Origin of the sequence: Agromyces albus (assembly GCF_030815405.1) — a bacterium.
Taxonomy (GTDB): domain Bacteria; phylum Actinomycetota; class Actinomycetes; order Actinomycetales; family Microbacteriaceae; genus Agromyces; species Agromyces albus_A.
On the sequence record NZ_JAUSWX010000001.1, the window covers coordinates 3404720 to 3418526 of the forward strand.

11 protein-coding genes are annotated in these 13807 nt (G+C 69.7%); 3 read left to right on the forward strand and 8 right to left on the reverse strand.

All coding sequences use genetic code 11. The features are described 5' to 3' along the window. Window positions 1-44: 44 nt before the first annotated feature. The 6 genes from QFZ29_RS16140 to QFZ29_RS16165 form a co-directional block, all read right to left on the reverse strand. Complete coding sequence (locus QFZ29_RS16140; protein WP_306895053.1) at window positions 45-851, reverse strand: ABC transporter permease; 807 nt, start codon at window positions 849-851, stop codon at window positions 45-47. After that, window positions 851-1669: an ABC transporter ATP-binding protein gene (locus QFZ29_RS16145; protein WP_306895054.1), complete on the reverse strand. Its 819-nt coding sequence runs from the start codon at window positions 1667-1669 to the stop codon at window positions 851-853. Before QFZ29_RS16145 ends, QFZ29_RS16140 begins: the two co-directional genes overlap by 1 nt. After that, a complete protein-coding gene (locus tag QFZ29_RS16150; protein WP_306895055.1) occupies window positions 1666-2664 on the reverse strand; it encodes an ABC transporter permease in 999 nt (332 codons plus the stop codon). Before QFZ29_RS16150 ends, QFZ29_RS16145 begins: the two co-directional genes overlap by 4 nt. Beyond that, window positions 2661-3677, reverse strand: coding sequence for a TIGR03842 family LLM class F420-dependent oxidoreductase (locus QFZ29_RS16155; RefSeq protein ID WP_306895056.1), 1017 nt, complete (start codon window positions 3675-3677; stop codon window positions 2661-2663). Before QFZ29_RS16155 ends, QFZ29_RS16150 begins: the two co-directional genes overlap by 4 nt. Window positions 3678-3717: 40 nt before the next feature. After that, the gene (hydA, locus tag QFZ29_RS16160) at window positions 3718-5154 is read right to left on the reverse strand and encodes a dihydropyrimidinase (protein ID WP_306895057.1); all 1437 of its coding nucleotides are present in this window, start codon (window positions 5152-5154) and stop codon (window positions 3718-3720) included. Window positions 5155-5235: 81 nt separating this feature from the next. Beyond that, a complete protein-coding gene (locus tag QFZ29_RS16165; RefSeq protein WP_129522513.1) occupies window positions 5236-6084 on the reverse strand; it encodes a nitrilase-related carbon-nitrogen hydrolase in 849 nt (282 codons plus the stop codon). Between the two features lie 268 nt (window positions 6085-6352). On the opposite strand from QFZ29_RS16165, the gene QFZ29_RS16170 reads away from it, so the two are divergent. Continuing rightward, window positions 6353-7777, forward strand: coding sequence for an aminotransferase-like domain-containing protein (locus QFZ29_RS16170; RefSeq protein WP_306895058.1), 1425 nt, complete (start codon window positions 6353-6355; stop codon window positions 7775-7777). A gap of 120 nt (window positions 7778-7897) precedes the next feature. Here the strand turns inward: QFZ29_RS16170 and QFZ29_RS16175 are convergent, their stop codons facing one another. Then, the gene (locus QFZ29_RS16175; RefSeq protein ID WP_306895059.1) at window positions 7898-8617 is read right to left on the reverse strand and encodes an RraA family protein; all 720 of its coding nucleotides are present in this window, start codon (window positions 8615-8617) and stop codon (window positions 7898-7900) included. Window positions 8618-8901: 284 nt separating this feature from the next. Here QFZ29_RS16175 and QFZ29_RS16180 point away from each other — a divergent pair, with 284 nt between their 5' ends. Then, window positions 8902-10293 carry an HNH endonuclease signature motif containing protein gene (locus tag QFZ29_RS16180; protein WP_306895060.1) on the forward strand — a complete coding sequence of 464 codons (1392 nt, stop codon included), beginning with the start codon at window positions 8902-8904 and terminating at the stop codon, window positions 10291-10293. Window positions 10294-10515: 222 nt separating this feature from the next. Here QFZ29_RS16180 and QFZ29_RS16185 read toward each other — a convergent pair whose 3' ends face one another. Further along, complete coding sequence (locus QFZ29_RS16185; RefSeq protein WP_306895061.1) at window positions 10516-12633, reverse strand: elongation factor G; 2118 nt, start codon at window positions 12631-12633, stop codon at window positions 10516-10518. Window positions 12634-12724: 91 nt separating this feature from the next. Here QFZ29_RS16185 and cofD point away from each other — a divergent pair, with 91 nt between their 5' ends. Further along, on the forward strand, window positions 12725-13747 hold the full coding sequence (cofD, locus tag QFZ29_RS16190) for a 2-phospho-L-lactate transferase (protein WP_306895062.1): 1023 nt from the start codon (window positions 12725-12727) through the stop codon (window positions 13745-13747). Window positions 13748-13807 lie beyond the last annotated feature (60 nt).

A 13807-nucleotide genomic window follows, 5' to 3' on the forward strand; every position in this document is an offset into this window, starting at 1 on the left:
GTGTTGGTGCGGTCCGCCAGGGCCGGGGCCGTGGTGGTCTGGCGTCAGGGGCGTCGTTGCGCCTGAGGTGCGTGGCGCTGCAGCATCCGTTCGAGGCCGAGCGTCACGAGGTAGAAGAGGAGGCCGAGGGCGATGGATGCCACGACGTACGCCCACGCTCGGGCGTAGGCGCTCGACGCGGCCGACGTGGAGATGAGCCCGCCGAGGCCGCCGCGCGGGCCGCCGAAGTACTCGGCGACGAGTGCCGAGATCACGGCGAGCGAGGAGGCGATGCGGATGCCGGTGAGCATGAACGGCCGCGCGGTCGGCAGCGTCAGGGTGCGCAGCACCTGGCCGGAGCTCGCGGCGTACGCCTTCATGAGGTCGCGGTGCACGGGCGCGGTCTGCCGGAATCCGCGGAGCGTGTTGATGAAGACGGGCACGAACGAGGCGAGGGCAGCGATCGCCTGCCGGCCGAACTGGCTGTCAGCGCCGTACATCGAGTTCAGCACCGGCGCGAGCGCGACGATCGGGATGACGGCGAGCGAAGCGACAACGGGGGCGCTCATCTGGTCGACCGCGCGCCAGCGAGCGGCGATCGCGGCGAGCGCGATGCCGACGAGCGAGCCCACAACGAGGCCGATGAGCGCGTTCGCGCCGGTGAGGATCGAGGCCGAGAGGATCGACTCCCAGAACTGGATGAACTCCTCGATGATCGAAGCCGGGCTCGGCAGCAGGTAGTCGGAGACCCCGACGACCGTCACGAGGAACTGCCAGACCCCGAGCACGATGACGCCCACCGCGACCGGGGCGACGATGCGGAACGTCGTCTCGGTCTTCGGGCCCATGCGCGTCGCGGTCGCGGTGGCCATCAGCGATTCTCCAGTCCACGTGAGGCCGTGCCGACGGGCGCGCCCTGGTGCAGGGCCTCGCGCACGGCGGTGACCATGTCGAAGAAGGCGCGCTCCTCGCGCAGCTCTTCAGTGCGGGCTGCGCGCGCCGCCTCGGCGCCGAGCCGCATGGGCACGATCTCCTGGATGCGCCCGGGCCGCGGCGACATCACGACGACACGGTCGGAGAGGAACACCGCCTCGGGAATCGAGTGCGTGACGAACACGACCGCGGCCCCCGTCTCGGCCGAGATGCGCACGAGGTCGGACTGCATCTTCTCGCGGGTCATCTCGTCGAGGGCGCCGAAGGGCTCGTCCATGAGCAGCAGCCGCGGCTGCTCGGCGAGCGCGCGGGCGATCGCGACGCGCTGCTGCATGCCGCCCGAGAGCTGGTCGGGGTAGCGATCAGCGAAGTCGGCGAGCCCCACCATGTCGAGCAGCTCGGCGACCCGTGTGCTGCGAACGGCGGATGCCACGCCGTGCAATTCGAGGGGCAGCGCGACGTTCGCGGCGACCGTGCGCCACGGCAGGAGCCCCGCCGACTGGAATGCGATGCCGTACTCCTGGTCGAGCCGCGCCTGGCGTGCGCCCTTGCCGAACACCTCGACGGTGCCGGCCGTGGGCTCGTCGAGGTCGGCGATGAGCCGCATGAGCGTCGACTTGCCGCACCCCGAGGGGCCGATGAGCGAGACGAATTCGCCGGCTTCGACGGTGAGGTCGATCCCGGTGAGGGCCTGGACCGCGCCGGAGCGGGTGTCGAAGGTCTTGTCGACCCCTATGATCTCGACGGCGGTGCTCATGCGTGTTCCTCGTTTCGTCGGTAGTTCGAGAGGATGACCCCGAGCAGGGCCACCGAGCCGGCGGCGACGAGTCCGAGCACGATGGCGCCGAAGATCGGGCCCCATGCCTTCGCCGGGTCGCCCGAGGCCTGTCCGGCGAATTGGATGAGGATGCGCCCGATGCCGCCCTGCAGCCCCGTCGACACCTCGGCCACGACGGCGCCGATGACGGCGTTCGCCGCGCCGAGCCGGAGGGCGGGCAGGAGGTAGGGCACAGCAGCCGGGAAGCGCAGCTTCACGAGGGTCTGCCAGTACCCGGCGGCGTAGGTCTCCATGAGCTCGGTGTGGATGCGATCGGGCGACTGCAGCCCTTTGAGGGCGCCGATCGCGATCGGGAAGAACGCGAGGTAGCTCGCGATGAGCGCCACCGACATCCAGTCCTGCCATTCGAACGCGCCGATCTCGATGCGAGAGCCCCAGCTCTTCACGATCGGCGCGAACGCGATGAGCGGCACCGTCTGGCTGAGCACGATCCAGGGAAGGAGGCCCCACTCGGCGATGCGCCAGCGCTGCATGACGAGGGCGAGGCCGATGCCCACGACGACGCCGACGAGCCAGCCCGCCGCGGCGATGCCGAGGGTCGTGAGCGCGGCGAGCGCGACCGCCGCCCAGAGCGGCAGCGCGTCATCCGCTCGCGTGACCGGCTCGAAGAGGCGGCCGAGCATGTCCCACACGTGCGGCATCGCGAGATCGGTGGTGCGCGGCATGATGCGCAGGTCGCCGACCTCGACGCCGTTGGCCGGACCGACGAGCTTGTAGCCCTCCCAGAGGAGCGCGATCGTGAGGATACCCGCGAGCCCCCAGATCCACGTGGCGAATCCGCGGGCCCGGCCGCCGCGGCCGGCGCCGGCGCGAGCACGGCGCGGTGGTGCCGCGCGAGCACCCGCGTCTCCGGGCGCGACGACGGCCGCGGCATCCGTCACCGCGTTCGTCTCTCGCGCCCCGACCTCGGTCATGCCTTCGCCGTGATGTGCTCGGAGAGCGCCGGGATCACGGTCTCGCCGTAGACCCGGAGCGTCTCCTCCTTGTTGTCGTGCTGCACGTAGCCCGCGAACTGGTCGACGCCGAGGGCCTTCAGCTGTTCGAGCTTCTCGATGTGCTGCTGTGCCGTGCCGAGCACGCAGAAGCGGTCGACGATCTCGTCGGGCACGAACTGCGTGTGCACGTTGCCCGCGCGCCCGTGCTCGTTGTAGTCGTAGTCCTCACGGCCCTTGATGTAGTCGGTGAGCGCCTCGGGCACGTCGCCATGCTCGCCGTACTTCGCGACGATGTCGGCCACGTGGTTGCCGACCATGCCGCCGAACCAGCGGCACTGGTCGCGCATGTGCTCCCAGTCGTCGCCGATGTACATGGGCGCGGCGACGCAGAACTTCACCGACATCGGGTCGCGCCCGGCGGCCTCGGCGGCGTTCCGCACGGTCGTGATCATCCACTTCGCGATGTCGACGTCGGCGAGCTGCAGGATGAACCCGTCGCCCACCTCGCCCGCGAGCTTCAGCGCGAGCGGTCCGTAGGCGGCGACCCACATCTCGAGCTCGGAGCCGCGGCTCCACGGGAACTGGATCGTCGAGTCGTGGTACTGGACCGACCGGCTGTTGGCGAGCTCGCGGATGACGTGGATCGCCTCGCGCAGCTCTTTGAGGGTCACCGGCTTGCCGTTCGTGACGCGCACCGCCGAGTCGCCGCGGCCGATTCCGCACACGGTGCGGTTGCCGTACATCTCGTTGAGTGTCGCGAACACGGATGCCGTGACCGTCCAGTCGCGAGTGGCCGGGTTGGTGACGAACGGGCCGACCTTGATGCGCTGGGTCTGCGCCAGGATCTGGCTGTAGATGACGTATGGCTCCTGCCAGAGGATGTGCGAGTCGAAGGTCCAGACGTGCGTGAACCCGTGCACCTCTGCGAGCTTCGCGAGCTGCACCGTTCGGGAGGCAGGCGGGTTCGTCTGCAGTACCGCTCCGAATTCCATGGGTGCTCCTTAGATCAGGACGGTGTCAGATCAGGCTGTGTCAGATCAAATACTGGCTGAGGCCGCGCTTGAGGAAGTGCCCGTCGCCCTTGGCGCCGAGGTAGGCGTTCTCGTCGACGATGACCTTGCCTCGAGAGAGCACGGTGTCGACGTGTCCGTCGATCTCGAAGCCCTCCCATGCGGAGTGGTCCATGTTCATGTGGTGCGTCTTGCCCATGCCGATCGACGTGTGGCCGTTCGGGTCGTAGACGACGACGTCGGCGTCGGCACCCGGCTGGATGACGCCCTTCGTGCCGTAGAGGCCGAACATGCGGGCCGGCGTGGTGCTCGTGAGCTCCACCCAGCGCTCGAGGGTGATCTCACCCGTGACGACGCCCTGGTACATGAGGTCCATGCGGTGCTCGATCGAGCCGATGCCGTTGGGGATCTTGCGGAAGTCGCCGACGCCGAGCTCCTTCTGATCCTTCATGCAGAAGGGGCAGTGGTCGGTGGAGACCATCTGCAGGTCGTTCGTGCGCAGCGCTTGCCACATCGCATCTTGATGGCCCTCTTCGCGGCTGCGCAGCGGCGTCGAGCACACCCACTTCGCCCCCTCGAAGGAGCCCCACTCGTCGCTCTTCGCTCCGAGCTGCTCCTCGAGGCTCAGGTACAGGTACTGCGGACACGTCTCGCCGTAGACGTTCTGACCCTTGTCGCGAGCCCACGCGAGCTGCTCCACGGCCTGCTTGGCCGACACGTGCACGACGTAGAGGGGAGCGCCCGTGAGCTTCGCGAGCATGATCGCGCGGTGCGTCGCCTCTTCTTCCATCTCCCAGGCGCGGGCGATGCCGTGGTAGTACGGGTCGGTCTTGCCCTGGTCGACGAGCTGCTGCGCGAGCACGTCGATCGCAGGCCCGTTCTCGGCGTGCATCATCGTGAGCATGCCGGTGTCGCGCGAGACCTGCATCGCCTTCAGCACTTGCGCGTCATCCGAGTAGAAGACGCCCGGGTAGGCCATGAAGAGCTTGAAGCTCGAGACGCCCTCGTCGGGGAGCGCGCGCATGGCCGCGAGCGAGTCGTCGTCGACGCCCCCGACGATCTGGTGGAACCCGTAGTCGATCGCGCAATTGCCCGCCGCCTTCTCGTGCCACGCGGCGAGCCCGTCTTGCACGCGCTCGCCGTAACGCTGCACCGCGAAGTCGATGATCGACGTCGTGCCGCCCCACGCCGCAGCGCGAGTGCCCGTTTCGAATGTGTCGATCGCCGCGGTGCCGCCGAACGGCAGCTCCATGTGCGTGTGCGCGTCGATGCCGCCGGGGATCACGTACTTGCCGGTCGCGTCGATCACGCGGTCGACGGATGCCGCGACATCCGTGCCCAGCAGCTGACTGCCGGGCTCGAGCACGCCGACGATGCGCTCACCGTCGATGAGCACGTCGGCCGGCGCACGGCCCGTGGAGCTCACGACGGTGCCGCCGGTGATGAGAGTTGTCGCCATCGTGGAACTCCTTCTGTCCGGTGGTTGAGTAGCGACGGAGTCGCGTATCGAAACCACTCTCGCGCGCCTACCCCAGCTTTGCTACGGCTTCGGGATGGAGGTGTACGAGTCGGGCCGGCGGTCGCGGTAGAACTGCCAGGTGTTGCGCACCTCGCGGATGAGGTCGAGGTCGAGGTCGCGGATGACGACCTCCTCGTGCTCATCGGAGCCGTACTCGCCGACGAGGTTGCCGCGCGGATCGACGAACTGGCTCGACCCGTAGAAGGTGACGGCGAGGTCGCCGTACTCATTGTCTTCGGTGCCGACACGGTTGGGTGCGGCGACGAAGTAGCCGTTGGCGGCAGCTGCGGCGGGCTGCTCGATCTGCCAGAGCCGGTTCGAGAGGGCCGGCTTCGTGGCGTTCGGGTTGAAGACGATCTGCGCGCCGTTCAGGCCGAGCTCGCGCCATCCCTCGGGGAAGTGCCGGTCGTAGCAGATGTACACGCCGATCGGCCCGACGGCCGTGTTGAAGATGGGGTAGCCGAGGTTGCCGGGGCGGAAGTAGAACTTCTCCCAGAACTTGTCGAGGTTCGGGATGTGGTGCTTGCGGTACTTGCCGAGGATCGTGCCGTCGGCATCGACGACGACGGCCGTGTTGTAGTAGACGCCCGGCTGTTCCTCTTCGTAGATCGGCAGGATCATGACCATGCCGAGTTCCTTCGCGAGCGCCGCGAAGCGCTGCACGATGGGGCCGTCGGCCGGCTCGGCGTAGTCGTAGTACTTGACGTCTTCGGTGATGCCGAAGTACGGGCCGTAGAAGAGCTCCTGGAAGCAGATGACCTGTGCGCCCTGCTCCTTGGCCTGCCGCGCGAAGTCCTCGTGCTTCTGGATCATCGACTCCTTGTCGCCGGTCCAGGTCGTCTGCGTGATGGCCGCCCTGACGATCGTCATAGTGCCTCCTGAGTCGGTCGGCGTCGTCGCCGCCGCTCGGTGTGCCCTGGGCGTGGAACTCAGTGCTCAGTGCTCACCGGGCGAATGCTGTGACGCCGAGGGGTAATGCCGATGAGAAGTGCCGAACGGGGCTCGCGACCCGTTCTGTTATTGTTCGGCGTGAACATTTCTCTTTTGTTTCACCCTGTGACGCTGTGGTTACTTATCTTGTCTCTTGCTTCGTGAGGAGGCAATGGTCGTGTCAGGTATTCATATGGCAGGTGCTCAGATGGCAGGTGCTCAGCTGACCGGCGTTCGCGTCGACGTCTCGGCGCTGATCGCGCTCGCCGAGTTCCCCGAGACGACGCCGCGAGCCATCGCCGGAGTGCTCGCGCGCCTCATCAACACGGGTGAACTGCCGCAGGGCGCCCGACTCCCGACCGTGCGCGAGCTCGCGGGCGAGCTCGCCGTGAGCCCCGCTACGGTGAGCCAGGCGTGGCAGGCCCTGTCGCGGGCCGGCCTCATCGAGTCGCGCGGCCGCGCGGGCAGCTTCGTGCGCGAGAGCTCGCCCGGTTGGCTCGCGCCGCGCATGCGCGGCATGGCGCCGCCGAACGATCCGGTTCGGCTCGACCTCTCCCGAGGGACGCCCGACCCGCTGCTCCTGCCGGCCCTCGGCCCGGCGCTCTCGCGGGTCTCGGTTCGCGCCGAGACCGACAGCTACCAGGACGAGCCCGTGATCCCCGCGCTCGCCGCGGTGCTCGCCGACTCGTGGCCGTCGCAGGCAGAGTCGATCATGGTCGTCGACGGCGCCCTCGACGCGATCTCGCGCACGCTCGGGCAACTCGTACGATTCGGGGATCGCGTCGTCGTCGAGAGCCCGGGCTTCCCGCCGTTCCTCGACCTGCTCGACGTGCTCGGCGCCGAGGCGGTGCCCGTGCGGCTCGACGAGCACGGGATCGTGCCCGAGGCGCTCGCCCGGGCGCTCCTCCGTCGACCGGTCGCCGTGCTGCTCCAGCCCCGCGCGCAGAACCCGACGGGCGCGTCGATGACCGCCTCGCGCGCGGCCGAGCTGGCCCGCGTCATCCGCTCGGCCAACGACGTCGACGGGCTCATCGTCGTCGAGGACGACCATTCAGGGCTCATCTCGACCGAAGGTGACGTGACGCTCGGGAACTCCCTGCCCGACCGCGTCGTGCACGTGCGGAGCTTCTCGAAGTCGCACGGACCCGACCTCCGCATCGCCGCGGTCGGCGGCCCGCGCGACCTCATCGAGCGGATCACCGCCCGGCGCATGCTCGGGCCGGGCTGGACCTCGCGGATGCTGCAGACGATCCTCCTCGACCTCCTCACCGACGGCGCGTCGATCGACGCCGTCGCGGAGGCACGGCGCCAGTACTACACACGGCAACGCGCACTCGGCGAGGCGTTGCGCGCGCGTGGCGTCGCGGTCGCACCCGCCGACGGCATCAACCTGTGGATGCCGGTGCTGAGCGAACGCTCGGCGCTCGTGCAGCTCGCGGCCGCCGGCATCCGAGTGGCTGCCGGTACGCCGTTCCTCGCGGCGGCGGACTCGACGGATGCCTCGAACGCCGGGCGCGGGCGACCCGGCGACGAGTTCGTGCGGGTGACGGTCGGCGTGCTGCGCGAGGGAGCCGAGGAAGTGGCCGACGCGCTCGCGACCGCGGCGCAGCATCTGGCGGCGGGCGGGTACTGAAGGGGTGGTGAGCGGCGCGGATGCGGGGTGGCGGCGCGCGGTCGGCGCCCGTCGCCCGTCGCCCGGAAGCGTGAAGCGCGCCTCGCTCGCGCGCTCAGGTCTCGACGTCAGGTCTCGACCTCAGGTCTCGACGGCGCCTCCCCGGGCCTTGAGGTGGTCGCGCAGCGAGTACATCGGATTCGCGGCGCGTTCTGCGAGATAGTCGGCGAAGCCGATCTGTTCGCGCAGTGAGGCACCATCGAGCATCCGCTGCGATTGCACCTGCTCTGTCTGGATGATGGATGCCGCCGATTCGCGCACCGCATCGGCGGATGCCCCGGGCACGAAGAGGATGCCGTCGTCGTCGGCGATCACCCAGTCGTCGCGCAGCACGGGGATCCCGTCGATGATCGCCGTGCGCATCGCCGGGCCGGCCGGAGGGACCCGGATCGGCCCGCGAGGGTAGGCGCCGAGGCTGAAGACGGGGAGGCCGATGTCGACGAGCTGGGCCGTGTCGCGGTGGCATCCCCAGATGACGATGCCCGCGAGGCCGGCCAGCTTGGCCTCGAGCGTCAACAGGTCGCCGACGCACGCTTCGTCGTGGCGGCCGCCATTGTCGACGACCATGATGGCTCCGGGCGGCGCCTCGGCGATCGTCTCGAGCAGCACGTCGACGCTGCCGAGGTGCGTGATCGGCATCGCCGGGCCACTCGCGTGTGCGCCGGGGATCACCGGCCGGAAGGCGGAGGAGGCGGTGTTCGCCGGCAGGCCGAGGCGGACGAGGGCGTCGGCGGCGGCTGCCGTGCTGATGTGGGCGGCTGGTGTATTCGGCTGGGCTGCTGTCGTGTTGTTCTCGGTCATTGTGCCGGGACCTTCCTGGAGGCGGAGGCATATCGCCTGCTCAGACTAGGACCGACGGGTGACCCCGACCAGCTGCCACCAGCCACCAGCCACCAGCCACCAGCCACCAGCCACCAGCCACCAGCCGCCAGCCGCCAGCGTTGCTCGACCAGACACCACCGAGGCGCCCAATCGACTTGTCCTCCACAGGGTGACCTTCGTGCGATCTATCCACAGGAGATGTGCTGATCAGGCGCGATTTCGTGCGCCGCTCGAATGTCAGTGGGTGGATGCATGATCGAAGTATGCAGCGGCCCCTAGACACCCTCGAGCGAGACCTCGAGGCGCTGCGTGCGGCGTGGGCCGACTCGATGCCGGCATTCGGGGCGACGTTCGGCGGCGCCCAGACCGAGATCGAGCAGATGAGCGACACCGGGCTCGTGCGTGTGACCGACCTGCTCGCTCAAGTGCGACGCGATGCCGATGCCTTGCTCGCACGCGTGGCGGCCGAAGTCGCCAACCGCTCAAGTCAAGATTTCGGCGACACCGGACTGGCGAAGACCCACGGCTTCCATAGCCCGCAGCGGCTCATCGCCGCATCCACTGGGGCGTCCCGCAGCGATGCCGCGAAACTCATCGCGGTCGGCACTGCCACGGCAGAGCGGCAGACGTTCGGCGGCGAGCGCCTGCCGTCGCGGCATCCGCATGTCGCGGCCGCCCTTCAGACGGCCGATCTCAGCCTCGAGGCGGCATGCGCGATCACCTCAATGCTCGACCGCGTGGCGGTTCGGGCCGACCCGGCACAGGCCGAGATCGCGGAGGTCGCACTCGTCCGGCTGGCGTCGCAGGCGTCGCTCGAGCTGCTCATTCGCGGGGTGCGAGAAGCCGAGGCGCGGCTCGACCAAGACGGCGTCGAACCTCGCGAAGAAGAGCTTCGCCAAGAGCGCTCGCTCACGATGCGCGAAGACCGCAACGGCATGGTGCACCTGCATGCGCGACTCGACCCTGAGAGCGCCGCCCCAGTCAAGGCGGCGATCGAGGCACTCGTGAGCGACGTGCTGCGTCGTCGTGAGCCCCAGTCTTGTGAAGCGGGTCCGGTGCTCGACGACTCGCGGTCGATCCCGCAGATCCAGGCCGACGCTCTCGCGGCGCTCGCTCGTCACACGCTCGGATGCACGCAGACCGTGACTCCACTCGCGAAGACCACGGTCGTGGTGCGGATGAACCTCGAGACGCTTCTCGACGGCCTCGGCCATGCCCGCATCGACGGCATCGACCAGCCGATCTCCGCGTCGACCGCTCGCCGCATGGCCGCCGACGCCGACCTCATCCCCGCGGTGTTCGGGCGTGAGAGCCTTCCACTCGACCTCGGGCGAGCGGCGCGGTTGTTCACTCGCGCACAGCGACTCGCACTCGCCGAGCGCGATGGCGGCTGCGCCAGTTGTGGCCAGAACATCGGATATGTCGAGGCCCATCACATCGACTGGTGGGAACGCGACCGGGGCCCGACAGACATCGCCAACGGCGTGATGCTTTGCAGCTTCTGCCATCACACCGTGCATCGAGAAGATTGGCGCATTCGGGTGAGGGCGGGCGAGGTCTGGTTCATTCCGCCGCCGCATATCGATCCGCAACAGGTTCCGAGGCTCGGCGGGAGGGCGCGATTCGAGATGGGCGAGGCGGATGCGGCGGCGTGATGCGGCCGTTCCGGGGCGTCGAGGCTGCACACGGATGCCGTGGCGTCACGTGTGTGCAATTACGGGCGTGTCGAGGCTGCACACGGATGCCGCGGCGTGATGGCTGGGCGTTCCGGAGCGTCGAGGCTGGGCCCGGCGGATGCCGCGGGGTGGATTGTGGGCGGTTAGGGGCGCATCGAGCGGATGCAGCGGACTGAACGCCGCGCCTGAACGAATCCTCGCTCATGCCTTGACGGAGGAGTTCGGCGCCTTCGCGTACCGGTCGGGCGCGATCGTGAGCTCCGCCTGCCCGCCGGTCATCGACCGCAGGTCGAGCACGTACCGGCTCAGCTCCACGTCGGGAACACTCGCCACGACCCGGGTGCGGCCATCCTCGGCCGACTCCGTCGCGCTCACGTGCCCGCGCCGACCCGACAGGTCGGTGAGCACCGTGCCCTGCAGCTCCGACGGCACGGTGACGGTCACGACCGACAGTGGCTCGAGGATCACCGTGCCGGCCTCAGCGAGCGCAGCCTTGACCCCGAGCGACCCCGCGGTGCGGAACGCCATCTCCGATGAATCCACCGAATGCGACTTGCCGTCGTAGAGCTCGACGCGCACGTCGACCACCGGGTGGCCCTGCGGCCCGCCCGCGGCGAGCGCATCGCGCGCGCCCTTCTCGACGGCCGGGATGTATGCCCTGGGCACGGCGCCACCGACCACCTTGTCGACGAACTCGAATCCCTGGCCCGTCGGAAGCGGCGAGACGCGCAACTGCACGATCGCGAACTGCCCGTGGCCACCCGACTGCTTCTTGAGCTTGCCCTCGGCTTGCGCGGGCCTCGCGATCGTCTCGCGATACGCCACCGGCGCCGGCCCCGTGGTCACGTGCACGCCGAACACGCGCGCAAGGCGCTCCACCGCGACCGCGACGTGCACGTCGCCGAGACCGCGCAGGATCGGCGTGCCACCGACACGATCGACGACGAGCGTCGGATCCTCCGCGACGAGCCGGGTGAGCGCGGTCGACAGCTTCTCGTCGTCCGACTGCGACGCCGGCGTGAGGGTCACCGCGAACACCGCGGCCCGCCTCGGCAGCGGCGCGGGTCGCGCTGTGCCGTTGGTCCGCGACCAGAGCAGGGATCCCGACGGCGACTCCGTCAGCTTTGCGACCGCACCCACCTCGCCGGCTCGCAGCGCGTCGATCGGCAGGTGCTCCGCGCCGCGGAGCAGGAAGAGGCCGTGGATGCGCTCGTCAGCGCCGCTCGTCGCGTTGTGCAACCGGTCACCCGTGCGCACGACGCCCGACAGCACCTTGAGCATCGACACCTGCCCGACGAACGGGTCGGCGACGGTGCGGAACACGTGCACGAGCGGTTCGCCCTCGGGGTTCGGAGCGACCCTGAGCTCGGTGCCCGCCTCGCCGCCACCCTCGCCCCCGAGGCCCCCGGCGCCCCTGGAATCCTCAGCGCCCCCAGCGCCCCCGAGCACGATCCGGCCATCATGCTCGAGTGCCGACGGCGCCAGCGAGCACAGCAGATCGGCGAGACGGTCCACCCCCGTGCCCGTGACACCCGAGCACACGATCACCGGCACAGCTTCACCCGTCGCAACCTCCTTGGCGAGCGTCCGCTCGAGGTCTTCAGCGGCCGGCTCCCTTCCCTCCAGGTAGGCCTCGAGCTGCTCGTCGTCGTGCGAGACGATCTCCTCGGTCACGTCCACGTGCATCCGGTGCTCCTCGGCTTCGGCCTCGGGAGGCAACGGCGCGTTCCGATGACCGCCGGCGTCGTCGTACACGAGCGCCTGCTCGCTGAGCACATCCGCGATCGCGCGGAACGCCTGCTCCTCGCCGAGCGGCAGCTCGACCGCCCAGAGGTGGTCGCCGAACGCCGCGTGCAGCTCGCCGAGCACCTTGCGGAAGTCGGCTCGGGCCTTGTCCTCCTGCGTGATCACGACGATGCGCGGCACGCCCGCCGCCTCGACAGCGGTCCATATGGCAAGGGTGCCCGCCGTGACGCCGTCGACCGCGCTCACCACCAGCACCGCGACATCCGCCACCGACAGCGCGGTGTCGACACCGCCGACGAAGTCGGGATGCCCCGGCGTATCGGCGAGCGTGATGGCGTGCTCGGCGCCGTCGGGGCCGGTCCAGTTGAACGGGGCGAGTGAGAGCCCGAGCGTCGTGCCTCGCGCGATCTCCTCGGGGTCATGGTCACCGACCGTGGTGCCGTGCTCGACGTCACCGGCTCGCGAGATCGCGCCGGCGCGGAACAGCAGCCCTTCGGCCAGAGTCGTCTTGCCCGAACCTGTGCCGCCCACCAGGGCGACGGTCCGGTGGGTCGGGATCGATGCCGAGTTCATGGGGCCTCCCGCGGCGATGCGGATCTGTCCGTCCATCGTGGACCGATCGGGCCGGGAATGCCAGAGGCACGGACATCCCTAGGCTGGGTTCGTGCGAATCACGGTGCTGGCTGGCGGAGTCGGAGGATCGCGCTTCGTGCGCGGAGTGCGCGAGGAGTGCGCGAGGCGATGGCCCGACGGGAACGGCGGCACGACGGCATCCGTCACCGTGATCGTGAACACCGGCGACGACCTCTGGCTCGCGGGCGTGCGCCTGTCGCCCGACTTCGACTCGCTGCTCTACTCGCTCGCCGGCGTCAACGACACCGAGCGCGGTTGGGGGCGCGCGGGTGAGAGCGAGCGCGTCGCCGCCGAACTGCGCGAGTGGGGCGTCGGCTGGCCGTGGTTCACGCTCGGCGACCTCGACCTCGGCACGCACCTCGCCCGCACGTCGTGGTTGCGCGAGGGCGCGACGCCGTCAGAGGTCGCGACCCGACTGCAGACCCGGTGGCCGCTCGGGGTCCGGCTGATCCCCGCGACCGACACCGAGGTCGACACGGACGTCGACGTCGCCGACCCCGACGAGCCCGGCGGCGAGCGCACGATGCACTTCCAGGAGTGGTGGACGCGGTATCGCGCCGCTCTCCCCGCGATCGCATTCCGGCAACGGAACATCGAGACGGCTCGGCCAGCTCCCGGCGTCGTCGAGGAGATCCTCGGCGCCGACGTCGTGCTCATCGCGCCGTCGAATCCCGTCGTCTCGATCGGCACGATCCTCGCCGTGCCCGGCATGCGGGAGGCCCTCGCCGAGACGTCGGCCCCCGTCGTCGGCGTCTCGCCGATCATCGGCGGCAAGGTCGTGCGCGGCATGGCCGACGCGTGCCTCAGCGCCATCGGCGTGGCGACGAGCGCCGAAGCCGTGGCGCGCCACTACGGGGCACGCGCGAGCGGCGGCCTGCTCGACGTCTGGCTCGTCGACGAAGCGGATGACGCAGCGGCGGCTTCGCTCGAGGCATCGGGCCTGCACGCGGCATCCGTCCCACTCTGGATGCACGACCTCGACACCTCGGCGGCCCTCGCCGGCGCCGCCATCGACCTCGCCGCAAGCGCCACCCGCCGGCACCGCACCCAATAGACTTGAGGCGACCCGCCGGTTCGAATCACCGGTGAGTGTGGCCCGGGATTGGGCCGCGAG